The organism is Streptomyces sp. SP17BM10, from assembly GCF_036322405.1.
GTDB lineage: Bacteria > Actinomycetota > Actinomycetes > Streptomycetales > Streptomycetaceae > Kitasatospora.
The window spans coordinates 61,728-85,018 of the sequence record NZ_JAQYXB010000674.1 but is presented as its reverse complement, the minus strand read 5'-3'; the positions used below and the strand labels follow the sequence as shown (position 1 = coordinate 85,018).

The 23,291-nt window shown below is 71.4% G+C and carries 21 protein-coding genes; 12 read left to right on the top strand and 9 right to left on the bottom strand.

The genetic code is table 11. The annotated features are described in order from the left end of the window. Positions 1-38: 38 nt before the first annotated feature. From sigM to trxA, 4 genes are all read left to right on the top strand, one after another. Positions 39-776, top strand: a complete 738-nt coding sequence (gene sigM / locus PUR71_RS35155; protein ID WP_329931284.1) for an RNA polymerase sigma factor SigM — start codon at positions 39-41, stop codon at positions 774-776. After that, the gene (locus tag PUR71_RS35150; protein WP_329931283.1) at positions 773-1,723 is read left to right on the top strand and encodes a hypothetical protein; all 951 of its coding nucleotides are present in this window, start codon (positions 773-775) and stop codon (positions 1,721-1,723) included. The genes sigM and PUR71_RS35150 overlap by 4 nt, the downstream gene beginning before the upstream one ends. Positions 1,724-1,939: 216 nt before the next feature. Next, the gene (gene trxB, locus PUR71_RS35145) at positions 1,940-2,905 is read left to right on the top strand and encodes a thioredoxin-disulfide reductase (protein WP_329931282.1); all 966 of its coding nucleotides are present in this window, start codon (positions 1,940-1,942) and stop codon (positions 2,903-2,905) included. A 146-nt stretch (positions 2,906-3,051) separates the two neighbouring features. After that, positions 3,052-3,378: a thioredoxin gene (gene trxA / locus PUR71_RS35140; protein WP_329931281.1), complete on the top strand. Its 327-nt coding sequence runs from the start codon at positions 3,052-3,054 to the stop codon at positions 3,376-3,378. 79 nt (positions 3,379-3,457) lie between these two features. Here the strand turns inward: trxA and PUR71_RS35135 are convergent, their stop codons facing one another. From PUR71_RS35135 to rpmH, 9 genes are all read right to left on the bottom strand, one after another. Beyond that, positions 3,458-4,075, bottom strand: coding sequence for a GNAT family N-acetyltransferase (locus tag PUR71_RS35135; protein WP_329931280.1), 618 nt, complete (start codon positions 4,073-4,075; stop codon positions 3,458-3,460). A 125-nt stretch (positions 4,076-4,200) separates the two neighbouring features. Next, positions 4,201-5,271 carry a ParB/RepB/Spo0J family partition protein gene (locus PUR71_RS35130; protein WP_329931279.1) on the bottom strand — a complete coding sequence of 357 codons (1,071 nt, stop codon included), beginning with the start codon at positions 5,269-5,271 and terminating at the stop codon, positions 4,201-4,203. Next, complete coding sequence (locus PUR71_RS35125) at positions 5,268-6,218, bottom strand: ParA family protein (RefSeq protein WP_329931376.1); 951 nt, start codon at positions 6,216-6,218, stop codon at positions 5,268-5,270. The genes PUR71_RS35130 and PUR71_RS35125 overlap by 4 nt, the downstream gene beginning before the upstream one ends. A 275-nt stretch (positions 6,219-6,493) precedes the next feature. Further along, a complete protein-coding gene (rsmG, locus tag PUR71_RS35120) occupies positions 6,494-7,324 on the bottom strand; it encodes a 16S rRNA (guanine(527)-N(7))-methyltransferase RsmG (RefSeq protein WP_329931278.1) in 831 nt (276 codons plus the stop codon). Positions 7,325-7,503: 179 nt separating this feature from the next. Then, positions 7,504-8,034: a Jag family protein gene (locus PUR71_RS35115; protein WP_329931277.1), complete on the bottom strand. Its 531-nt coding sequence runs from the start codon at positions 8,032-8,034 to the stop codon at positions 7,504-7,506. A 67-nt stretch (positions 8,035-8,101) separates the two neighbouring features. Continuing rightward, the gene (gene yidC, locus PUR71_RS35110; protein ID WP_329931276.1) at positions 8,102-9,259 is read right to left on the bottom strand and encodes a membrane protein insertase YidC; all 1,158 of its coding nucleotides are present in this window, start codon (positions 9,257-9,259) and stop codon (positions 8,102-8,104) included. Further along, positions 9,256-9,627: a membrane protein insertion efficiency factor YidD gene (gene yidD, locus PUR71_RS35105; RefSeq protein WP_329931275.1), complete on the bottom strand. Its 372-nt coding sequence runs from the start codon at positions 9,625-9,627 to the stop codon at positions 9,256-9,258. Before yidD ends, yidC begins: the two co-directional genes overlap by 4 nt. Beyond that, on the bottom strand, positions 9,624-10,052 hold the full coding sequence (gene rnpA / locus PUR71_RS35100) for a ribonuclease P protein component (protein WP_329931274.1): 429 nt from the start codon (positions 10,050-10,052) through the stop codon (positions 9,624-9,626). The genes yidD and rnpA overlap by 4 nt, the downstream gene beginning before the upstream one ends. 18 nt (positions 10,053-10,070) lie before the next feature. Further along, a complete protein-coding gene (gene rpmH, locus PUR71_RS35095) occupies positions 10,071-10,208 on the bottom strand; it encodes a 50S ribosomal protein L34 (protein WP_030059672.1) in 138 nt (45 codons plus the stop codon). A gap of 365 nt (positions 10,209-10,573) precedes the next feature. On the opposite strand from rpmH, the gene dnaA reads away from it, so the two are divergent. From dnaA to PUR71_RS35055, 8 genes are all read left to right on the top strand, one after another. Continuing rightward, positions 10,574-12,379: a chromosomal replication initiator protein DnaA gene (dnaA, locus tag PUR71_RS35090; protein WP_329931273.1), complete on the top strand. Its 1,806-nt coding sequence runs from the start codon at positions 10,574-10,576 to the stop codon at positions 12,377-12,379. 978 nt (positions 12,380-13,357) lie between these two features. Then, on the top strand, positions 13,358-14,488 hold the full coding sequence (dnaN, locus tag PUR71_RS35085; protein WP_329931272.1) for a DNA polymerase III subunit beta: 1,131 nt from the start codon (positions 13,358-13,360) through the stop codon (positions 14,486-14,488). A 160-nt stretch (positions 14,489-14,648) separates the two neighbouring features. Beyond that, positions 14,649-15,524, top strand: coding sequence for a phosphogluconate dehydrogenase (NAD(+)-dependent, decarboxylating) (gene gnd / locus PUR71_RS35080; RefSeq protein ID WP_329931271.1), 876 nt, complete (start codon positions 14,649-14,651; stop codon positions 15,522-15,524). 34 nt (positions 15,525-15,558) lie between these two features. After that, the gene (recF, locus tag PUR71_RS35075) at positions 15,559-16,692 is read left to right on the top strand and encodes a DNA replication/repair protein RecF (protein WP_329931270.1); all 1,134 of its coding nucleotides are present in this window, start codon (positions 15,559-15,561) and stop codon (positions 16,690-16,692) included. A gap of 157 nt (positions 16,693-16,849) precedes the next feature. Then, a complete protein-coding gene (locus PUR71_RS35070; RefSeq protein WP_329931269.1) occupies positions 16,850-17,389 on the top strand; it encodes a DUF721 domain-containing protein in 540 nt (179 codons plus the stop codon). Between the two features lie 261 nt (positions 17,390-17,650). Beyond that, on the top strand, positions 17,651-19,675 hold the full coding sequence (gyrB, locus tag PUR71_RS35065; RefSeq protein WP_329931268.1) for a DNA topoisomerase (ATP-hydrolyzing) subunit B: 2,025 nt from the start codon (positions 17,651-17,653) through the stop codon (positions 19,673-19,675). Positions 19,676-19,806: 131 nt separating this feature from the next. Further along, the gene (gyrA, locus tag PUR71_RS35060) at positions 19,807-22,344 is read left to right on the top strand and encodes a DNA gyrase subunit A (RefSeq protein WP_329931375.1); all 2,538 of its coding nucleotides are present in this window, start codon (positions 19,807-19,809) and stop codon (positions 22,342-22,344) included. A gap of 150 nt (positions 22,345-22,494) precedes the next feature. Then, positions 22,495-23,217: a DUF3566 domain-containing protein gene (locus PUR71_RS35055; RefSeq protein WP_329931267.1), complete on the top strand. Its 723-nt coding sequence runs from the start codon at positions 22,495-22,497 to the stop codon at positions 23,215-23,217. Positions 23,218-23,291: the final 74 nt, after the last annotated feature.

Sequence of the window (23,291 nt, the reverse complement as noted above, 5' to 3'; positions counted from 1 at the left end):
CGGTCTGCGGAACGACGGCAAGGGGTCAAGGGGTGACGGTGGCGGACGACGACGCGACGCTGCTCGCCCGGCACGTCGCCGGCGACCCGGACGCCTTCGGGCAGCTGGTGGCCCGCCACCGCGACCGGCTGTGGGCGGTCGCCCTGCGCACGCTGGGCGACCGGGAGGAGGCGGCCGACGCGCTCCAGGACGCCCTGGTCTCCGCCTTCCGCGCCGCGCCGGGCTTCCAGGGCCGCTCCGCCGTCACCACCTGGCTGCACCGGATCGTGGTCAACGCCTGCCTGGACCGCGCCCGACGCAGCGCCACCCGCCGCACCAGCCCGCTGGACGACGACCCGCATCGGCTGGACACCCTGGTCGGCTCCGCCGAGCCCGCCGACTCCCCCGTCGTCCGGGCCGAGGTGCACCGCGAGGTGACGGCGGCGCTCGCCGAACTGCCCGCCGACCAGCGGGCCGCCCTGGTCCTGGTCGACATGCAGGGCTACCCGGTCGCCGAGGCCGCCGAGCTGCTGGGCGTGCCGGTCGGCACGGTGAAGAGCCGCTGCGCCCGCGGCCGGGCCCGGCTGCTGCCGCTGGTCCGCCACCTCCGCGAGGGCGGCGGGGGCGACGTTCCACGTGGAACCACGTCCGCCCCCGGCGCCGCACCACCACGGCGGAAGGCCCCGGGCAGCGGGCCGGGGAACGCCCCCGGGAACCCGAGCGGCACCCGCACCGTCACAGGAACAGGCCCGGACAACGGCCGGACGATTCTGGAAGGAGACGCGAGCACGCGATGACGGTCCCCTTCTCCTTCCCCGACCCGTCCGACCCCACCGATCGCCCCGGCGCCCCCGGGTCCCACCCCTCCGTCGACGAGCTCGCCGACCTCGCCGAGGAGCTGATCGAGGACGCCGCCGCCGTCGAGGTCCTGCACCGGCACCTGAGCGGCTGCGCCGAGTGCCACGAGACCTTCGACGCGCTCGGCGAGGTCCGCGCGCTGCTGGGCGGGGGCGAGGCCCCGACGATGCCGGCCGACGTCGTCGCCCGGCTGGACGCCGCCCTCGCCGAGGAGGCCGCCCGGCGCGACGCCGCCGACGGACCGCACGAGGCCCCCGCGAGCACCCGCGGACCGGCTGCCCCGGCCCCGGCGCCCCGTCCCGCCACGGCCCCCGCGGCGCCGCCCGCCCGGGGCGCCGGGGCCACCGGTCCCGGCCGCCCCCGCTCCCGACGGCGGCGCGTCGGTCTCCTGCTCGGTGCCGCCGCCGCGCTCGCCGCGCTCGGCCTCGGCGGCGCGCTGCTGTTCCCGGCGGACTCCGGCTCCCACGACACGGCCTCCTCGGCCGCCACGCCGGCCACCGCCGACGCCGGGCACAGCTCCAAGGCCGAACACGCCCTGGGCGGGGGCACCCGGTACAGCGACGATCAGCTCGCCGACCAGGTCCAGAAGCTCCTGGCCCGCTCCGGCGCCGTCGTGGGCTCGCCGCCGAACGGCGCCGCCAAGCCCTCCGCCGCCGCACCGGACGAAGGCCGGCAGCCGCTCACCTCCGAGCCGGCGCCCCAGGCCGGCCGGACCTGCCCGGCCCCCGCCACGGGCACACCGCTGGCCACCGACCACGGCAGCTACGCCGGCTCCCCGGTCGACGTCCTGGTCTACCCGGCGCCCGGCAAGCCCGGCGACGTCGACGTCTACCTGCGCTCCCCCGACTGCGTGACCGTGCTGCACCGCGAGGTCCCCGCCCGCTGACCGGCGGTGCCCCGGCGGTGCCCCCGGAACCCTTTCCGGATGCCCGCCGGTTCCCGTGCGATCGACGCCGTGGCCGCCGCGCCGCTTCCGGAGTGCGGGCGCCTGGTACTGATCCGCCTGGGAATGCGAGACACTGGTCAGTCGTTGTCCCGGGCGGCGGAGCAGGACCGCCCTCCCCGCAGCAAACGCGGGTCGCGATGCGAACCAGGAGATGCAGTGAGCGACGTCCGTAACGTGATCATCATCGGTTCCGGCCCCGCCGGCTACACCGCCGCGCTCTACACGGCCCGGGCCTCCCTCAAGCCGCTGGTCTTCGAGGGTGCCGTCACCGCCGGTGGCGCGCTGATGAACACCACCGAGGTCGAGAACTTCCCGGGCTTCCGGGACGGCATCATGGGCCCGGAGCTGATGGACAACATGCGCGCCCAGGCCGAGCGCTTCGGCGCCGAGCTCGTCCCGGACGACATCGTCGCGGTCGACCTCACCGGCGACATCAAGACCGTCACCGACTCCGAGGGCAACGTCCACAAGGCCCGCGCGGTGATCGTCACCACCGGCTCCCAGCACCGCAAGCTGGACCTGCCGAACGAGGACAAGCTCTCCGGCCGCGGCGTCTCCTGGTGCGCGACCTGCGACGGCTTCTTCTTCCGCGACCAGGACATCGCGGTCGTCGGCGGCGGTGACACCGCCCTGGAGGAGGCCACCTTCCTGTCCCGCTTCGCCCGCAGCGTCACGATCATCCACCGGCGGAACACCCTGCGCGCCTCCAAGGCGATGCAGGAGCGCGCCTTCGCCGACGAGAAGATCCGCTTCGAGTGGGACAGCGCGGTCGAGGCCATCCACGGCGACCCGAAGCTGAGCGGCGTGACCCTGCGCGACACCACCACCGGCGAGACCCGCGAGCTGGACGTCACCGGCCTGTTCATCGCGATCGGCCACGACCCGCGCACCGAGCTGTTCAAGGGCCAGCTGGACCTCGACGCCGAGGGCTACCTCAAGGTCGAGGCCCCCTCCACCCGGACCAACATCCCGGGCGTGTTCGGCGCCGGCGACGTCGTCGACCACACCTACCGCCAGGCCATCACCGCGGCCGGCACCGGCTGCTCCGCCGCCCTGGACGCCGAGCGCTACCTCGCCGCGCTGGACGACCTGGAGGCCAAGGCCGCCGCCGTCGCGGTCTGAGCCCCGCCGCACCGACCGATCCCCCCGCGGGGGCGCCACACTGTGTTCCACGTGGAACACCCCGCCCCCGGCCAGGCAGAAACAGAACGGGTCCGCCCGTTGTTCTCCTGGCAGCAGCCCTCTCCGTCCGAACCCGAGGAGTCCCCGTGGCCGGCGCCACCACCACCGTCACCGACGCGACGTTCCAGGCCGACGTCCTGGACAGCGACAAGCCCGTCCTGGTCGACTTCTGGGCCACCTGGTGCGGCCCGTGCCGCCAGGTCGCCCCCATCCTGGAGGAGATCGCGGCCGAGCACGGCGACAAGCTGACCGTCGCCAAGCTCGACGTCGACGCCAACCAGGTGACGGCCGCCCAGTACAACGTCATCTCGATCCCGACCCTGATCGTGTACAAGGGCGGCGAGCCGGTGAAGTCCATCACCGGTGCCCGTCCGAAGGCCGCGCTGCTGCGCGAGCTGGCCGAGTACATCTAGGTCCTCGACCGCCCGCGGAGGCGGGGCTCCCCATCACCGGGGAGCCCCGCCTCCGTCGTTCCGGGCCCTGCCGAGCGGCTCAGAACGGCCGCAGGGCCGGCTCCTTGCGGCCGCCGCCGAGCAGGCGCTCCAATGCCACCTCCACGTCGCCGCGCCAGGACAGCGTGGTCCGCGCCTCCAGCCGCAGCCGCGGGTAGCGGGCGTGCGGCCGCACCGTCTTGAAGCCGACCGCGAGCAGGTGGTCGGCCGGCAGCACGCAGCTCGTCGGCAACCGTCCCGTCGTGCCGAAGGCCTCGATCGCGCGCACGCCGCGCCCCACCAGGTCCTTGGCCACCGTCTGCACGAGCACCCGGCCGAGCCCCTGCCGCTGATAGCCCGGGAGCACCCGGCTGACCATCAGCTGGACGGCGTCCGGCGACACCGGACTGGTCGGGAAGGACTGCGAGCGCGGCACGTAGGCCGGCGGCGCGTAGAGCACGAATCCCGCGGGCTGGTCGTCCACGTAGACGATCCGGCCGCAGGAGCCCCACTCCAGCAGCACCGCGGAGATCCACCCCTCCTTCTCCAGCTCGGGCTTGCCGGACTCCACCGCCGCCTTCCCGCTCACCGGGTCCAGCTCCCAGAACACGCAGGAGCGGCAGGTCGTCGGCAGATCCGCGAGGTTGTCCAGCGTCAGCGGAGCGATCCGGCGTCCCATGCCCCGCACCTCCTCGTCCACTCCACAGTCGAGCATTCCCCCCGAACGCCGATGGGTGCATGTTTCACGTGAAACAGCGCTCACGCGGAACATGCACCCATCGGGTCACGCCTCTTCGGCCGGCCTCAGCCCTGCGACAGCCGCAGTCCGTCCTCGCCCGGGGCCAGGCTGTCCAGGATCCGGTTCAGGTCCTCGACCGAACCGAACTCCAGCACCACCTTGCCCTTGCCGAGCTTCCCGCCGCGCTGCGTCACCTCGACCTTGACCCGGGTGTCGAAGCGGTCCGACAGCCGGCTCGCCAGGTCGTTGAAGGCCGGGGAGTTCAGCTTGCCCGCCTTCGGCGCCGGGCGCTTCGGCTTCTCCTCCAGGCCCATCAACTTGACGATCTCCTCGGTGGTCCGCACCGAGAGGCCCTCGCGGTTGATCCGTGCGGCCAGCTCCTCCTGCCGCTCCGGATCCGCCAGGCTCACCAGCGCCTTGGCGTGCCCGGCCGACAGCACCCCGGCGGCCACCCGGCTCTGGACCGCGGGCGGGAGCTTCAGCAGCCGCAGCGTGTTGGTGACGTGCGGACGCGAGCGGCCGATCCGGTCCGCGAGCTCGTCGTGGGTGCAGGAGAAGTCCCGCAGCAGCTGGTCGTAGGCGGCCGCCTCCTCCAGCGGGTTGAGCTCCGCCCGGTGCAGGTTCTCCAGGAGGGCGTCCAGCAGCAGCTTGTCGTCCTCGGTGGCCCGGACGATCGCCGGGATCCGGTCCAGCCCGGCGTCCCGGGAGGCGCGCCAGCGGCGCTCGCCCATGATCAGCTCGAAGCGCTCCGGCCCGATCTGGCGCACCACGACCGGCTGGAGCAGACCCACCTCCTTGATGGAGGAGACCAGCTCGGCCAGCTTGTCCGGGTCGAAGACGTCACGCGGCTGGCGCGGGTTGGGCGTGATCGCGTCGATCGGCAGCTCGGCGAAGAAGGCCCCGGGCACCGGGGCCGGCTGCTCCCGCAGGCTCTCCACGGCCACCCTGGCGGCCACCGTTCCGCGACCGCCCGGCAGCACCGGCACGGCGGTCGGCGAGACGGCTCCGGTCGCCACCACCGAGGCCGGCGCGGGCACGGCCGTGACGGGCTGCGCCGCAGCCCCGCCGTCCGTCGGCGCCGCGGGGCCGATCAGCGCCCCGAGCCCCTTACCCAGACCCCTGCGACCACCACTCACTGCTGACCCTCCGTCGTACCGTGCTGTGCCACCGGGGCGCCGTGCCCCGTACCGCTGCCGCTGCGCTGCTGGCCCACCAGCGAGCCCCCGGCCTGGCCCACCGCACGCAGCGCGAGCTCCCGGGCCGCCTCCAGGTAGGAGAGCGCACCGGTGGAACCCGGGTCGTAGGTGAGCACCGTCTGACCGTAGCTGGGTGCCTCCGAGATGCGCACCGAGCGCGGGATCGCCGTGCTCAGCACCTCCTGCGGGAAGTGGGTCCGGACCTCCTCGGCCACCTGGGCGGCCAGCCTGGTCCGGGCGTCGTACATGGTCAGCAGGATGGTCGAGACGTGCAGCGAGGGGTTGAGGTGCGCGCGCACCAGCTCGACGTTGCGCAGCAGCTGGCCGAGGCCCTCCAGTGCGTAGTACTCGCACTGGATCGGGATCAGCACCTCCTGGCCGGCCACCAGGGCGTTGACCGTCAGCAGGCCCAGCGAGGGCGGACAGTCGATCAGGATGTAGTCGAGCGGCTGCTCGTAGGCGGCGATGGCGCGCTGGAGGCGGCTCTCCCGGGCCACCAGCGACACCAGCTCGATCTCCGCGCCGGCCAGGTCGATGGTGGCGGGCACGCAGAAGAGCCCCTCGACGTCCAGCACCGGCTGCACCACGTCGGCGAGCGGCTTGCCCTCCACGAGGACGTCGTAGATCGACGGCACCTCGGCGTGGTGGTCGATGCCGAGGGCGGTGGAGGCGTTCCCCTGCGGGTCGAGGTCGACGACCAGGACGCGCAGTCCGTGCATCGCGAGCGAGGCGGCCATGTTGACGGTGGTCGTCGTCTTGCCGACCCCGCCCTTCTGGTTGGCGACCACGATCACCCGGGTCGCGGCGGGCCGGGGCAGACCCTCACCGGCCCGGCCGATCGCCTGGACCGCAGCCTGGGCAGCACGCGCGATGGGCGTGTCATCGATCTGGTCGATGGTCTCCGAGTCCTGCATGGGGGTCAGTGTTTCACGTGAAACCGGAGCGGCAACAGTCGCGGCCCGGCCGCGACTCAGGATTCCGGAGAGCAGGGAGCGACGTTTCACGTGAAACACCATGCCCGCTTTGTCGGAAATCTGACGTTGCGACACTCCGGTGACGGTACAGTGGCCCGCTCTTCACCTCGATGACGACGGGCGGGTGGCCCTCCCCGTTCGGGAGGGCCACCCGCCCGTCGTGGCGAGTGTCGAGCGTCACCCAGGCGTCAGCGGCTCCGGCGCCGCCCGCCCCGGCCGCGCTCCCCGGTGCGGGGAGCGGCGGTCCGGCCGGCCCGCGCCGCCTTGGCCCGCCGGGTCGCCGCCTTCACCCCGCCGGGGCTCTCCCCGGCCTTGACCTGGACCACCCGGGTCGAGGTCTCCAGAGTGCCCTCGCCGACCGAGATGACGCTCCACTCGACCGCGCCCAGCCTGGCCAGACCGGCCCGCGAGTCGGCCAGCTCCTGCTCGGCGCTGTCGCCCTTGAGCGCCAGCATCTGCCCGTGCGGGCGCAGCAGCGGCATGCCCCAGCCGGCCAACCGGTCCAGCGGTGCCACCGCCCGGGCGGTCACCACGTCCACCGCGAGCTTGCCGACCATCTCCTCGGCCCGGCCTCGCAGCACGGTGACGTTCTCCAGGGCCAGCTCGCGGACGACCTCCTCCAGGAAGGTGGTCCGCCGCAGCAGCGGCTCCAGCAGCGTCACCGAGACGTCCGGACGGGCCAGCGCCACCGGGATGCCCGGCAGACCGGCGCCGGAGCCGACGTCGCACAGCGTGGTGCCGACCGGCAGCAGCTCGGCGAGCACCGCGCAGTTCAGCACGTGCCGGTCCCAGAGCCGGGGCACCTCGCGCGGCCCGATCAGCCCGCGCTGGACGCCCGCGGTGGCCAGCAGCTCGGTGTAGCGGACCGCGGCGTCGAAGCGCTCGCCGAAGACCTCCCGGGCGACGGCCGGCGCCTCGGCCGACTCGACCGCGGCGGGCGCCGGGGGGCCCTCGCCCTCAGCGGCCGGATTGACGGCACCCGCCCCCGGCTGGCCGTCAGCCGTGCTCTCCGTGTCCATCTCGACCTCTCCGATCCCCGGATCCACCGACCCGCTCTCCCGCACAGTTCCACGTGAAACATCTGTCGCCGGGCCACCGCCCCGCGAAGGGACGACGACCCCGCCCGCACGAGGCGGACGGGGTCGCGTCCTGTGAAGCGCACCGGTCACCGCGGCGACCGGTCGTCGACCTGCCGGCCTCAGGCCGGCAGCACGACCACGCACCGCTGGGGCTCCTCGCCCTCGGACTCGCTGCGCAGACCCGCCGCGGCGACCGCGTCGTGGACCACCTTGCGCTCGAAGGGCGTCATCGGCCGCAGCTTGATCTGCTCGCCCGTGCGCTTGGCCTGCTCGGCGGCCTCGGCACCGAGCGCGGCCAGCTCCTCGCGCTTGCGGGCCCGGAAGCCGGCAATGTCCAGCATGAGGCGGCTGCGCTCACCGGTCTCCCGGTGGACGGCCAACCGGGTCAGCTCCTGCAGGGCCTCCAGCACCTCACCGTCCTGGCCGACCAGGCGCTGGATCGCCCGGTCGTTGCCGTCGCTGACGATGGAGACCAGGGCACGGTCGCCCTCGACGTCCATGTCGATGTCACCGTCGAGGTCGGCGATGTCGAGCAGACCCTCCAGGTAGTCCGCCGCGATGTCGCCCTCCTGCTCCAGACGGGCGATGAGGCTCTCGTCGGCGCTGGCGGCGGCCTCGGCCTCGACGGCGGAGGTGGTGCCTTCCGTCACTGATGGACTCCTTCGGAGATGAGGCCCAGGTTGGGTGGGCCGGGAACGAAGCTCTGGACGAAGCCGGTCAGGACTTCTTCTTCGGCCGCTGGCCGCCGCGCTTCGGCTGCTGACGGGCGGCACCGGGCTTGGCGCCACCGGGGCGGGAGGTGCCGGGCTTGGCCGCGGTCGGCTTGGCGCCGCCGGCGTCGGCCGCGACGGTGTCCGCGGGCTCCTCCTCCGCCGGGGCGTCCTTGATCAGGCTCCCGGTCTGGCCACCGGTGTGCTGGCGCTGGGCCTTGGTCTGCTTGCGGGGCTGCTGGCGACGCGCCTGCACCGACTCCTCGACCGTCGCGGAGGCCTCGGCGGCGGCGGTGAGGGCCGCCTTCGACGGGGGCAGCATGCCCCACAGGGCGCCCTTGATCTCCGAGCCGTCCGGGTTCAGGCGACCGGCCTTCTTGAGGCGCACCTGCCGCTCGTCCCAGGCCTTGCTGCCCGGAGTCGGGTTGTTGCGGATGACGATCAGCTGCTGGCCCATCGACCAGACGTTGGTGGTCAGCCAGTAGACCAGGACACCGACCGGGAAGTTGATGCCCATGACGGCGAACATGATCGGGAAGACGTACATCAGCATCTTCTGCTGCTGCATGAACGGCGTCTTCACCGTGAGGTCGACGTTCTTGGTCATCAGCTGGCGCTGGGTGATGAACTGCGACGCCGACATCATGAGGATCATCACCGCGGTGACGATCTTGACGCTGGTCTCACTGCTGCTGACGAAGGTCGCGGAGAGCGGGGCACCGAAGATGTGCGCCTTGCCGGCGCTCGTCAGCAGGTCGCCGTGGATGACGCCGATGTCGTGGCCCTTGGCCACATTGGCGAGCACGCCGTAGAGGGCGGTGAAGAACGGCGCCTGGACGATGATGGGAAGGCAGCTGGAGAACGGGTTGGTACCCGCATCCTTGTACAGCTTCATCATCTCTTCGGACTGGCGCTGCCGGTCGTTCTTGTAGCGCTCCTGGATGGCCTTCATCTTCGGCTGGATCGCCTGCATGGCCCGGGTCGCCTTGATCTGCTTCACGAAGAGCGGGATCAGGCAGATCCGGATGACGACCACCATCGAGGCGATGGCAAGACCCCAGGCCCAGCCACCGTCCGGGTCGAAGACGTTGCTGTACAGCGTGTGGAACTGGACGATGATCCAGGACACCGCTGTGTACAGGGGGTTCAGGAAGGAGAAGGTCACCGGTCAGGCTCCTTGGACAAGTGGATCGGCCGCTCGGGGCCAATGGTCGCCGGGCCCTCGGGGGCCGGACCGGCGGGGGTGGTGGCCACCGGCGCCCCGGTGGTGGACCGGCTGCTCAGCCGGTCCCGCAACCGGCGGTGCCACACCGGGTGCTTGCGCGGCGGGACGTGATCGACCCCGCCGGGGCTCCACGGATTGCAGCGCAGGATGCGCCAGACGGTCAGCCCGCCGCCCTTGACCGCTCCGTGCACCTTCACGGCCTCGAAGCCGTAGTGCGAGCAGGAGGGGTAATAGCGGCAGACCGGACCGAGCAGTGGGCTGATCGTCCACTGGTAGACCCTGATCAGACCCATCAGCAGGTACTTCATCGCCCTGCTCCCGTCGGCGCCGTCGTGGCGGGCTCCGCCTTCAGCAACCGCTTGAGCGCCGCGTCCAGGTCACGTTCGAGGTCCTGGTACGAGGCGGACGCGGCCTGGGGCAGCGCACGCACCACTATCAGGCTACCGGCGGGCAGCCCGGACAGACGATCACGTACGAGGTGGCGCAACCGGCGCTTGACCAGGTTGCGAACGACCGCGGGGCCAACGGCCTTGCTCACGACGAAACCCGCACGCGCCGAAGGAGTCCCCTCGGCGACGTGCGGGCGGGAGTCGCTGGTCCGGTCGGCCTGGCCCTTGGGGTCACCGTCTCTGCTGAGATGGACGACCAACAGGGGCCGGCCGGCCCGACGACCGCGTTTCACCGCGGTCGCGAAGTCCTGGCGCCGCCGCAGCCGATTCTCGGAGGGCAGCACAACAGACTCTGTCGTGGATCAGGCGGACAGACTGGCGCGGCCCTTGCCACGGCGGGCAGCCAGGATGGCGCGGCCGGCGCGGGTACGCATACGCAGCCGGAAGCCGTGGGTCTTCGCGCGGCGACGGTTGTTCGGCTGGAAGGTGCGCTTGCTCACTCGGGGGCTCCTGAGGTGAATCGTAGGATGACGGGGAGTCGCTTGGCCGTCACCGTGCGTCCGCGTGATCTCCCCTGATTCGGAAATCCGGCCCGTTCCCCCAGTTCGGCTGGGGTATGAGGCAATCCACGGCGCCCGTGCTGCGCGCCTTATGGAGCGGGTGGACCCGCGGACATGCGGCAGCGGCCATCGACAACTCGACCTGGTTACGGTACGCGGGACGGGGCACGAGGGTCAAACCAGCCGTCCCGGGGGCCCGGCTCGTCCGGTTTGCCCACAGCCTGTGGACAACGACTTGATCCCGCTCTGTTCGCTGACTACCGTTGCAGGACTTGTCTGGTTTTGTTCTTGGAAAGCGTGCACCAGTGGCTGATGTCAACAGCGACCTCGTCCCGGTCTGGGCGAGGGTCGTCGAGCGGCTGGTCAGCGACCCGGACGTCGGGGAGATGGACAAGCAGTGGGTGCAGCGCACCCAGCCGATGTGGATGATGCACGACACCGCCCTGCTGGCGACCCCGAACGAGCGGGCCAAGCAGGTGCTGGAGGGCCGACTGCTGCCGCAGCTGACCGAGGCCCTCAGCCGCGAGCTCAGCCGCCCGGTGCGCATCGCCGTGATGGTCGACGCCAACGCCGTCCCCACCACCCCCGCACCAGCCCCCCACGCCCCCGTGGAGCCCTACCCGGGTCCCGTCCAGGACGACGGCGGCTACGGCGGCCAGGGATACCAGCAGCAGTACGAGCAGGACTACGACCGCCCCCGGTACGACACCGGCGGCTACGAGCAGCGCCCCGCGCCCTACGGCGGTCCGGCGGCGCCCCACTCGTGGTCCGGTTACCAGGACCACGACGGCGGCCAGTACCACGACGTCGACGACGAGCCGGTCTCCCGGCCGGCGCCGCGCCCGATGCCCGGCCCGCCCGCGACCACCCAGGGCGACCTCTTCGGCGGCGCCTACGGCCCCGGCCCGAACGAGCAGCCCCGCACCACCGGCGGCCGCCGCTCCCCCGGCGCGCGTCCCGGTGGCGGGCGCCCGTCCGACAAGCCCGCGCCGGAGCGCGCCACCGACCGCCCCGCGGTGCCGGGCGTCCCCGCGCCCCCCGGGGCTCCCCCGGCCGGCGGCTCGCGCAAGGACGAGCCGGCCGCCCGACTGAACCCCAAGTACCTCTTCGACACCTTCGTCATCGGCGCGAGCAACCGCTTCGCGCACGCGGCGGCGGTCGCGGTCGCCGAGGCCCCGGCCAAGGCGTACAACCCGCTCTTCATCTACGGCGAGTCCGGGCTGGGCAAGACCCACCTGCTGCACGCCATCGGGCACTACTCGCGCAGCCTCTTCCCGGGCACCCGCGTGCGGTACGTGTCCTCGGAGGAGTTCACCAACGAGTTCATCAACTCGATCCGGGACGGCAAGGCGGACACCTTCCGCAAGCGCTACCGGGACATGGACATCCTGCTCGTGGACGACGTCCAGTTCCTCGCGCAGAAGGAGTCCACGCAGGAGGAGTTCTTCCACACCTTCAACACCCTGCACAACGCGAACAAGCAGATCGTCCTCTCGTCGGACCGGCCGCCCAAGCTGCTGACCACGCTGGAGGACCGGCTGCGCAACCGCTTCGAGTGGGGCCTGATCACCGACGTCACCCCGCCGGAGCTGGAGACCCGGATCGCGATCCTCCGCAAGAAGGCGATCCAGGAGCAACTCAACGCCCCCGCCGACGTGCTGGAGTTCATCGCGTCCCGGATCACCCGCAACATCCGGGAGTTGGAGGGGGCCCTGATCCGGGTCACCGCCTTCGCCAACCTCAACCGGGCACCGGTGGACCTGGAGCTGGCCGGCATCGTCCTCAAGGACCTGATCCCGGGCGGCGACGAGGACGCGGGCCCGGAGATCACCGCTCAGGTCATCATGCAGCAGACCGCCGCGTACTTCGGGCTGGGCGTGGACGACCTCTGCGGATCCTCGCGCAGCCGCGTGCTGGTGACCGCACGTCAGATCGCGATGTACCTGTGCCGGGAGCTCACCGACCTGTCGCTGCCGAAGATCGGCGCGCAGTTCGGCGGCCGGGACCACACGACCGTGATGCACGCGGACCGCAAGATCCGCTCGCTGATGGCGGAGCGGCGCTCGATCTACAACCAGGTCACCGAGCTCACCAACCGCATCAAGAGCTAGTCCTTCCACGGCCGTTGGGCCCTGCGCAGCCACCGCTGCGGAGGCCGGCCGCAGCACGACCCGGCGAGAGGGCGTCAGGAGCGATCCTGACGCCCTCTCGGCGTATCCACAGGTGTGCGTCACCCGAATGCGGGGCATGGATTCCCCGACGGACGGTGCGCCAGTCCACGGTCGGCGTCGAACATCTGACCGCCGATTCGAAAACCGGCGGCGGGGACGGCACTCGTCCACAGATGACGGGCTTTCTCCGCCGTCCACAGGCCACAGGGCCCGGAGTTATCCAGAATTCCTCCACAGGCGGGGCGCCGCTACGCTCTTCCGCGCAGGTCAGGTGCCTGTGGACTTGTGCACAACAGTTATCCACAGGGTGTGGACAATTGAGGGGCCGCCAGTGGGCCGTTCGGGTTATCCACCGCTTGTCCCCAGGATCGGACGGGTTATCCCCAGCTTGTCCACAGCGGCGTCCACAGTTCGACAACCGTGGGGCGGCGTTCACGCCCTGGTGTGAAAGGCGTCACGAAAAGTTGACCGGGCCCCGTGGATAACCGGGCCCGGATCTGGGGACGGCCCTGGGGAAAACCTGTGGATACGTTCGGTGCCCTGTGGGTAACGCTCCGCCGTCCACAGCGGGCCGTGTCCGTCCACAGCCGCCGTCCACACCCACTGTGGACAAAATTCGGGGGCTGACCTGCGGAAACGGGGTTATCCACGGTTTCCACAGGCCCTACTACTACCACTACACAGTTAGACCCATCGATGCGTTTCAAAGCAGGTGGGCCCGAAATCTGTGGACAACGCTCGCCCGACATCTGTTCGGGTTGCTTCCGCCCGTCTGCCCCGTCTGTCGGCGGAGTACGTCAGACTGTCCTCGGCAAGCTGGAAGCGGAGTGGCAGAGCTCGGCGGACGGCCGGCCCGACGATCAAGATCAGACGAACCAGAGTGCGAGCGGGAGCGCTCGATCCAGGAGGCGGTTACCGGTGAAGTTCCGGGTGGAGCGTGACGTCCTCGCGGAGGCGGTGGCCTGGGCTGCCCGCAGCCTCCCGGCACGGCCGCCGGTGCCGGTGCTGGCCGGCCTGCTGCTGACGGCACAGGACGGCAGCCTGGCCCTGTCCGGCTTCGACTACGAGGTCTCGGCCCGGGTCGAGCTGGAGGCGGACGTCGAGGAGGCCGGCACCGTCCTGGTCTCCGGCCGCCTGCTGAACGACATCTCGCGCAACCTCCCCAACAGGCCGGTGGAGATCTCCACCGACGGCCAGCGGGTCAGCGTGGTCTGCGGCAGCTCCCGGTTCACCCTCCCCACCCTCCCGGTGGACGAGTACCCGGCGCTGCCCCAGATGCCCACCGCCACCGGCACCGTCCCGGGTGACGTCTTCGCCTCCGCGGTCAGCCAGGCCGCCGTGGCCGCCGGCCGCGACGACACCCTGCCGGTGCTCACCGGCGTCCGGGTCGAGATCGAGGGCGACCGGATCACCCTGGCCGCCACCGACCGCTACCGCTTCGCCGTGCGCGAGCTGCTGTGGAAGCCCGAGCAGTCGGACATCTCCGCCGTCGCGCTCGTCCCGGCCAAGACCCTGCAGGACATCGCCAAGTCCCTGGGCAGCGGCGACAACGTCTCGATCGCGCTGTCCTCGGGCGGCGCGGGCGAGGGCCTGATCGGGTTCGAGGGCGCCGGGCGCCGCACCACCACGCGGCTGCTGGAGGGCGAGTTCCCCAAGTTCCGCAGCCTCTTCCCGACCGAGTTCAGCGCCGTCGCCGCGATCCAGACCCAGCCGTTCCTGGAGGCGCTCAAGCGCGTCTCGCTGGTCGCCGAGCGCAACACCCCGGTCCGGCTCAGCTTCGAGCAGGGCGTGCTGACCCTGGAGGCCGGCTCGGGCGACGACGCTCAGGCCACCGAGCGGATCGACGCGGACCTCGAGGGCGACGACATCTCGATCGCCTTCAACCCGGGCTACCTGGAGGAGGGCCTCAAGGCCATCGACTCCGCCTACGCCCAGCTGAGCTTCACCACCCCGACCAAGCCCGCCCTCCTCAGCGGCAAGGCCTCGGTGGACGCCGAGGAGGACAAGGCGTACCAGTACCTGATCATGCCGGTCCGCCTCTCCGGCTGACCTTCGCGAGCGATACCCACAGGCCGTACCCACAGCCTGTGGACGGCCTCCCCCGGTCGGCCCGGACCGGGGGAGGCCCTGTGCGTTCAGCGCGTAGGCTCAGGGGGTGTGCGGCAACGGCGCCGCCGGCAGGCACGTCACCACAGGTAAGGACTTGGTCATGGAGCTCGGCCTCATCGGTCTCGGCAAGATGGGCGGCAACATGCGCGAGCGGATCCGCCGCGCCGGCCACACCGTCATCGGCTACGACCGCAACCCGGACGTCTCCGACGTCGAGAGCCTGCAGGAACTCGTCACCAAGCTCCAGGGCCCGCGCGTGGTCTGGGTGATGGTCCCGGCCGGCGCCGCCACCCAGGCGACCGTGGACGAGCTCGCCGAGCTGCTCTCCCCCGGGGACGTCGTGGTCGACGGCGGCAACTCCCGCTGGACGGACGACATCAAGCACGCCGAGGCGCTGGCGGCCAAGGGCATCGGCTTCGTCGACTGCGGTGTCTCCGGTGGCGTCTGGGGCCTGGAGAACGGCTACGCCCTCATGTACGGCGGCGACGCCGAGCACGTCGCCAAGGTCCAGCCGATCTTCCAGGCGCTCAAGCCCGAGGGCGAGTTCGGCAACGTGCACGCCGGCAAGGTCGGCGCCGGCCACTTCGCCAAGATGGTCCACAACGGCATCGAGTACGCGATGATGCAGGCCTTCGCCGAGGGCTGGGAGCTGCTGGAGGCCGCCCCCGAGGTCACCGACGTGCGCGAGGTCTTCCGCAGCTGGCAGGAGGGCACCGTCATCCGCTCCTGGCTGCTGGACCTGGCCGTCCGCGCGCTGGACGACGACGAGCACCTGGAGAAGCTGCGCGGCTGGGCCGCCGACTCCGGCGAGGGCCGCTGGACGGTCGAGGCCGCCATCGACCACGCCGTGCCGCTGCCGGCGATCACCGCCTCGCTGTTCGCCCGCTTCGCCTCGCGCCAGGACGACTCGCCGCAGATGAAGATGATCGCCGCGCTGCGCAACCAGTTCGGCGGCCACGCGGTCGAGTCCAAGTAGTCCCCCCACCAGAAGGCGAGCGCAGTCCACAGCCATGCACGTCGCGCACCTGTCGCTCGCCGACTTCCGGTCGTACGCCCGGGCCGAGGTGCCCCTCGACCCGGGTGTGACGGCCTTCGTCGGTCCCAACGGCCAGGGCAAGACCAACCTGGTCGAGGCGATCGGCTACGTCGCCACGCTGGGCAGCCACCGGGTGGCGACGGACGCGCCGCTGATCCGGCTGGGCGCCGAGCGCGCGGTGATCCGCACCTCCGTGGTGGACCGCGGCCGCTCCACCCTGGTCGAACTGGAGCTCACCCCGGGCAAGGCCAACCGGGCCCGGATCAACCGCTCCGACAACGTCCGCCCGCGCGACGTGCTGGGCCTGCTGCGCACCGTGCTGTTCGCCCCCGAGGACCTCAGCCTGGTCAAGGGCGACCCGGGCGAGCGCCGGCGCTTTCTCGACGAGCTGCTGACCGCCCGCGCGCCCCGCCTGGCCGGGGTCCGGCAGGACTACGAACGGGTGCTCAAGCAGCGCAACGCCCTCCTGAAGACCGCCGCGATGGCCCGTCGGGCCGGCGGCGGCAAGGGCGCCGACCTCTCCACCCTGGAGGTGTGGGACGGTCACCTCGCCCGCGCCGGGGCGGAGCTGACGGCCTTCCGGATCCAGCTGGTGACGGCTCTGCAGCCGCTGGTGGCGGCCGCGTACGGGCAACTGGCGCCCGGCGGCGGCGACACCGCGCTGGAGTACCGCAGCTCCTTCGAGGGCGAGCTGCCGACCAGCCGCGAGCAGGCCGAGGAGCAGCTCCTCCAGGCCCTGCAGGCGGTGCGCCGGCAGGAGGTCGAGCGCGGGATCACCCTGGTCGGCCCGCACCGCGACGAACTCGGGCTGAAACTGGGCCCGCTGCCCGCCAAGGGCTACGCGAGCCACGGCGAGTCCTGGTCGTTCGCGCTCGCGCTGCGGCTGGCCTCGTACGAGCTGCTGCGCGCCGACGGCGGCGAGCCGGTGCTGATCCTTGACGACGTCTTCGCCGAGCTCGACGCGGCCCGCCGGGACCGGCTGGCCGAGCTGGTGGCCGACGGCGAGCAGGTCCTGGTGACCGCCGCGGTCGCCGAGGACGTGCCGAAGGCGCTGGCCGGCGCCCGCTTCGCGGTGGCCGACGGCGCCGTGCGCCGCGTCGACGCCTGAGCCGCCCGCACACCGCTGCGACCACCCGCCGGACCTTCACGATTCCTCCGTAGAGCCCCCCGACCGACCCCGCCGGTGGGCGGATCCCGACCGTCCCACCGCTCCCGTACGCTGGACCGCTCGACCGTTGTCCACAGGCTGGGGAAAGGAGATCGCCGTGAGCGAGTCCGCGGAGACCTCCCCGCAGCCCGGCACGGCCCAGCCGACCGGTGCCGACCTCGCACGCTCGGCGCTCCGGGCGGCCCGGGCGCAGGCGCGCCAGCGTGGCGAGCAGGTCCAGCAGAAGCGCGAGGCGAAACGGCACGGCCTGCGCAGCGGGGCCCGTTCGGACGGCCGCGACCCGGTGCCGCTGGGCGCGGCGCTGAACCGGTTGCTGACCGAGCGGGGCTGGGAGTCCTCGGCCGCGGTCGGCGGGGTGATGGGCCGGTGGCCGCAGATCGTCGGCCCGGACATCGCCGCGCACTGCCACCCGTCCTCCTACGACGACCAGGCCGCGGTGCTCACGGTGCAGTGCGACTCGACCGCCTGGGCCACCCAACTGCGCTGGCTGGCAAGGCAGTTGGTGGCCCGTCTGAACCACGAGCTGGGCCACGGCACGGTCCGCACCATCAAGGTGCTCGGACCGGCCGCACCGGCCCGCGGCTACGGCCGGCTGCGCGCCCCGGGCAGCAAGGGACCGGGCGACACCTGGGGCTGATCGCGGGCGCGGCCGCGCACCGGAACGGTGCCGACCGGACCACGATCTTCCGGAACCCCTGACGGCCCTTCCAGGCGCTCTGGGCCCCCCGGTCGAGTATCGGGACATGTGCAGAGGGGATTCAGGGCGGCATATCTGCCCTCAAGGGCTGCCAAACGCCCATCTCTGTCAGTCGTACCGGTAGACTGAGAGCCAAACACTGTTGCTAGTGGCAACCGAGTCGAAACGCCGTGGTCGCACGCCCGCCCACACGGGGCGGGGATGCGGCCCGCGCTGTGCCAGAGAGGGCGCTTCGTGGCCGATTCCGGCAACCCCAGCCAGACCCCAGACCAGACCGACCAGGCTTCCTACACCGGTAGCAACATCCAGGTGCTGGAAGGCCTCGACGCCGTCCGCAAGCGCCCCGGCATGTACATCGGCTCCACCGGTGAGCGCGGCCTGCACCACCTGGTGCAGGAGGTCGTGGACAACTCCGTCGACGAGGCGATGGCCGGGTACGCCGACACCATCGATGTCACGATCATGGCCGACGGTGCGATCCGCTGCGTCGACAACGGCCGCGGCATCCCGGTCGACATCGTCCCCGGTCAGGACAAGCCGGCCGTCGAGGTCGTGCTCACCGTCCTGCACGCCGGCGGCAAGTTCGGCGGCGGCGGCTACGCGGTCTCCGGCGGTCTGCACGGCGTCGGCGTCTCCGTGGTGAACGCGCTGTCCACCCGGCTGTCGGTGGAGATCCACAAGGATGGCCACCGCTGGACCCAGGACTACAAGATGGGCGCGCCGACCGCCCCCCTGGTCAAGGGCGAGACCACCGACAAGACCGGTACGACCGTCACCTTCTGGGCCGACCCGGACATCTTCGAGACCACCGTCTACTCCTTCGAGACGCTCTCCCGGCGCTTCCAGGAGATGGCGTTCCTCAACAAGGGCCTGTCGATCTCGCTGACCGACGAGCGCCCCGAGCACGTGGACGAGGAGGGCAAGCCGCTCACCGTCACGTACAAGTACGACGGCGGCATCGCCGACTTCGTCGCCCACCTCAACTCCCGCAAGGGCGAGGTCATCCACCCCTCGGTGATCGACTTCGAGGCGGAGGACAAGGACAAGTCGATCTCGGTGGAGATCGCGATGCAGTGGAACACCTCCTACACCGAGGGCGTCTACAGCTTCGCGAACACCATCCACACCCACGGCGGCGGTACCCACGAGGAGGGCTTCCGCTCGGCCCTGACCGGTCTGGTCAACCGCTACGCCCGCGACAAGAAGCTGCTCCGGGAGAAGGACGACAACCTCTCCGGCGAGGACATCCGCGAGGGCCTGACCGCGATCATCTCGGTCAAGCTCGGCGAGCCGCAGTTCGAGGGCCAGACCAAGGACAAGCTCGGCAACACCGAGGCCAAGACCTTCGTCCAGAAGGTCGTCCACGAGCACCTGAACGACTGGCTGGACCGCAACCCCAACGAGGCCGCGGACATCATCCGCAAGTCCATCCAGGCCGCCACCGCGCGCGTCGCCGCCCGCAAGGCCCGCGACCTCACCCGCCGCAAGGGCCTGCTGGAGTCCGCGTCGCTGCCGGGCAAGCTGTCGGACTGCCAGTCCAAGGACCCGTCCGAGTGCGAGATCTTCATCGTCGAGGGTGACTCCGCCGGCGGCTCGGCCAAGCAGGGCCGCGACCCGCGCACCCAGGCCATCCTGCCGATCCGCGGCAAGATCCTGAACGTCGAGAAGGCCCGGATCGACAAGGTGCTGCAGAACACCGAGGTCCAGGCGCTGATCTCGGCCTTCGGCTGCGGCATCCAGGAGGACTACGACGAGTCCAAGCTCCGGTACCACAAGATCGTCCTGATGGCCGACGCCGACGTCGACGGTCAGCACATCCGCACCCTGCTGCTGACCCTGCTGTTCCGCTTCATGCGGCCACTGGTCGAGTCCGGGTACGTCTACCTGGCCATGCCGCCGCTGTACAAGATCAAGTGGGGCAAGGACGACTTCGAGTACGCCTACTCCGACCGCGAGCGCGACGCGCTGATCGCGGCCGGCGTGGAGGCCGGGCGCCGGCTCCCCAAGGACGACGCGATCCAGCGCTTCAAGGGTCTCGGCGAGATGAACGCCGAGGAGCTCCGGATCACCACCATGGACGCCGAGCACCGGCTGCTGCTCCAGGTCACCCTGGAGGACGCCGCCCGCGCCGACGAGCTGTTCTCCGTGCTGATGGGCGAGGACGTCGAGGCCCGCCGCTCCTTCATCCAGCGCAACGCCAAGGACGTCCGCTTCCTGGACGTGTGACGCCGCCCGACCGGCAGCCGCACGTACCAGTCCGCGTGAAAGGAAACTGACCACCAGTGGTCGACGACAACCGTCCCGACGGCGAACAGCCCGAGACCCCCGTGCCCGCCGAGGCCACCGCCCAGGCGACGATGCGGATCGAGCCGGTCGAGCTCGAGACCGAGATGCAGCGCTCCTACCTCGACTACGCCATGAGCGTGATCGTCAGCCGGGCGCTCCCCGAGGTCCGCGACGGCCTCAAGCCGGTGCACCGCCGCGTGCTCTACGCGATGTACGACGGCGGGTACCGGCCCGAGAAGGGCTACTACAAGTGCGCCCGCGTCGTCGGCGACGTCATGGGCAACTACCACCCCCACGGCGACACCTCCATCTACGACACCGTGGTCCGCCTGGCCCAGCCGTGGTCGCTGCGGATGCCGCTGGTGGACGGCAACGGCAACTTCGGCTCCCCGGGCAACGACCCGGCCGCGGCCATGCGCTACACCGAGTGCAAGATGATGCCGCTGGCCATGGAGATGATGCGCGACATCGACGAGGAGACCGTCGACTTCGCCGCCAACTACGACGGCCGTTCGCAGGAGCCCACCGTCCTGCCCGCGCGCATCCCCAACCTGCTGGTCAACGGTGCCACCGGCATCGCGGTCGGCATGGCCACCAACATCCCGCCGCACAACCTCCGCGAGGTCGCCTCCGGCGCGCTCTGGGCGCTGGAGCACCCGGACGCCTCCAACGAGGAGCTGCTGGAGGCCCTGATCGAGCGGATCAAGGGCCCGGACTTCCCGACCGGCGCGCTGATCGTCGGCCACCGCGGGATCGAGGACGCCTACCGCACCGGCCGCGGCTCGATCACCATGCGCGCCGTCGTCGAGGTCGAGGAGATCCAGGGCCGCCAGTGCCTGGTGATCACCGAACTGCCGTACCAGGTCAACCCGGACAACCTCGCGCTGAAGATCGCCGACCTGGTCAAGGACGGCAAGGTCGCCGGCATCGCCGACGTCCGCGACGAGTCCTCCTCGCGCACCGGCACCCGCCTGGTGGTCGTGCTCAAGCGCGACGCGGTCGCCAAGGTCGTGCTGAACAACCTGTACAAGCACACCGAGCTGCAGACCAACTTCGGCGCCAACATGCTGGCCCTGGTCGACGGCGTGCCGCGCACCCTGTCGCTCGACGCCTTCATCCGGCACTGGGTCAACCACCAGGTCGAGGTCATCGTCCGGCGCACCCGGTTCCGCCTGCGCAAGGCCGAGGAGCGCGCCCACATCCTGCGCGCGCTGCTCCGCGCGCTCGACATGATCGACGAGGTCATCGCGCTGATCCGGGCCTCGGCCAGCGCCGACGCGGCCCGCACCGGCCTGATGGAGCTGCTGTCCATCGACGAGCTCCAGGCCAACGCCATCCTCGAGATGCAGCTGCGCCGCCTGGCCGCCCTGGAGCGCCAGCGGATCACCGACGAGCACGACGAGCTCCAGCGCAAGATCGACGAGTACAACGCGATCCTGGCCTCGCCGACCCGCCAGCGGGAGATCATCTCCGAGGAGCTCACCGCGATCGTCGAGAAGTACGGCGACGAGCGGCGCTCGACCCTCATCCCGTCCGACGGCGACCTCTCCATCGAGGACCTCATCGCCGAGGAGGACATCGTCGTCACGATCACCCGTGGCGGCTACGTGAAGCGGACCCGCTCCGACCTCTACCGCTCGCAGAAGCGCGGCGGCAAGGGCGTGCGCGGTGCCCAGCTCAAGCAGGACGACATCGTCGACCACTTCTTCGTGACGACGACCCACAACTGGATCCTGTTCTTCACCAACAAGGGCCGGGTCTACCGCGCCAAGGGCTACGAGCTGCCGGACGCCGGCCGCGACGCCCGCGGCCAGCACGTGGCCAACCTGCTGGCCTTCCAGCCGGAGGAGCACATCACCCAGGTGATGGCCGTGCGCACCTACGAGGACAAGCCGTACCTGGTGCTCGCGACCCGGGCCGGCCTGGTCAAGAAGTCCGCGCTGAAGGACTACGACTCCCCGCGCTCCGGCGGCCTGATCGCGATCAACCTGCGCCAGGACGAGGCGGGCCGGGACGACGAGCTGATCGGCGCCGAGCTGGTCTCCGCCGAGGACGACCTGCTGCTGGTCTCCAAGAAGGCCCAGTCGATCCGCTTCACCGCGACCGACGACGCCCTGCGCCCCACCGGCCGCGCCACTTCGGGCGTCAAGGGCATGGCCTTCCGCGAGGACGACGAACTGCTCTCGATGAACGTCGTCCGCCCGGGCACGTTCGTCTTCACCGCCACCGACGGCGGGTACGCCAAGCGCACGGCGGTGGACGAGTACCGTGTCCAGGGACGCGGTGGCTACGGCACCAAGGCGGCGAAGATCGTCGAGGGCCGGGGGTCGCTGGTCGGCGCACTGGTGGTCGACGACACCGACGAGATCATGGCGATCACCCTGTCGGGTGGGGTGATCCGCACGAGGGTTTCCGAGGTTCGTGAAACCGGACGTGACACCATGGGCGTCCAACTGATCAACCTCGGGAAGCGCGACGCGGTCGTGGGCATGGCCCGCAACGCGGAGGCCGAGGACGAGGAGATGTCGGAGGACGAGGTCGAGGGCACCGAGTCCACCGAGACGGCCGAGGGTGCGCAGACGGCCGCCGGCGGCGAAGCCGGCGCCTGACCGAACCGTCGGCCGGTGCCGCCGCGTCCTGGGTAAGGGGATGCGGCGGCCCCGGCCGCCGACCAGTTCCGGGCAATCCCGCCGGGCGCTGGATGTCGAGTGACGAGCAGGGCGGTTCCCCCGTCCTGGCGGGAAGTGCGGGAGGACCAGGTGAGTGGAGCCACGGGTGCTGCGGGAGGAGCCTCCGGCGGCCGTCCGGGCGCGCAGGGCGGGGGTGGGTACGGCGTGCCGCAGCCGCCGGCCGAACACCCGGCCGCGTCCACCTCGCTGATGCCACCGGTCGGCGCGGCGGGCCAGAGCGGTGCCACGTACGGCGGTCAGCCGCCGGCGCCGGGCAACCAGGGCGGGGCCGGCGGGTTCTCCCAGCCGACCACCTACGCCAAGGGGCAGCCGACCCCGGCCCGGGGCACCCGGACGGGCAACACGCCGCCCGGCGGCACGCCCGTGCCCGGGGCCCCGCGCCGTCCCGGCACCGCCCCGGCCGCCGGCCCGGGCCTGGGCCGCACGCGCAAGGCCCGTCTGCGGGTGACCAAGGTCGACCCGTGGTCCGTGATGAAGGTCAGCTTCCTGCTGTCGCTGGCGGTCGGGATCATCATCATCGTGGCCGCGGCCGTGCTGTGGATGACCCTGGACTCGCTCGGCGTCTTCGACTCGCTGTCCAAGACCCTGAAGGACGTCACGGGGTCGGACACCAACGGCGGCATCAACATCATGGACTACATCGGCTTCGGCAAGGTGATGACCTTCACCTCGCTGATCGCCGTGGTGGACGTCGTCCTGCTGACGGCACTGTCCACGCTCTCCGCGTTCATCTACAACGCCGCGGCCGGCTTCACCGGCGGCGTCGAGCTGACCCTCGCCGAGGAGGACTGACCCGGCCTGGATCCTGATCCACGGTCAGAACTCCGTCCGCGGACGGAATGGACGGGCCCCGCAGGCTGTTGCAG

What these genes read in the sequence shown, in the direction of transcription:
- PUR71_RS35150 (WP_329931283.1), top strand. Translation starts at nt 773, where the DNA reads ATGACGGTCCCCTTCTCCTTCCCCGACCCGTCCGACCCCACCGATCGC.
- PUR71_RS35135 (WP_329931280.1), bottom strand. Translation starts at nt 4,075, where the DNA reads ATGGGACGCCGGATCGCTCCGCTGACGCTGGACAACCTCGCGGATCTG.
- rsmG (WP_329931278.1), bottom strand. Translation starts at nt 7,324, where the DNA reads ATGGACACGGAGAGCACGGCTGACGGCCAGCCGGGGGCGGGTGCCGTC.
- yidD (WP_329931275.1), bottom strand. Translation starts at nt 9,627, where the DNA reads ATGAAGTACCTGCTGATGGGTCTGATCAGGGTCTACCAGTGGACGATC.
- gnd (WP_329931271.1), top strand. Translation starts at nt 14,649, where the DNA reads ATGGAGCTCGGCCTCATCGGTCTCGGCAAGATGGGCGGCAACATGCGC.
- recF (WP_329931270.1), top strand. Translation starts at nt 15,559, where the DNA reads ATGCACGTCGCGCACCTGTCGCTCGCCGACTTCCGGTCGTACGCCCGG.
- gyrB (WP_329931268.1), top strand. Translation starts at nt 17,651, where the DNA reads ATGCGGCCCGCGCTGTGCCAGAGAGGGCGCTTCGTGGCCGATTCCGGC.
- gyrA (WP_329931375.1), top strand. Translation starts at nt 19,807, where the DNA reads ATGCGGATCGAGCCGGTCGAGCTCGAGACCGAGATGCAGCGCTCCTAC.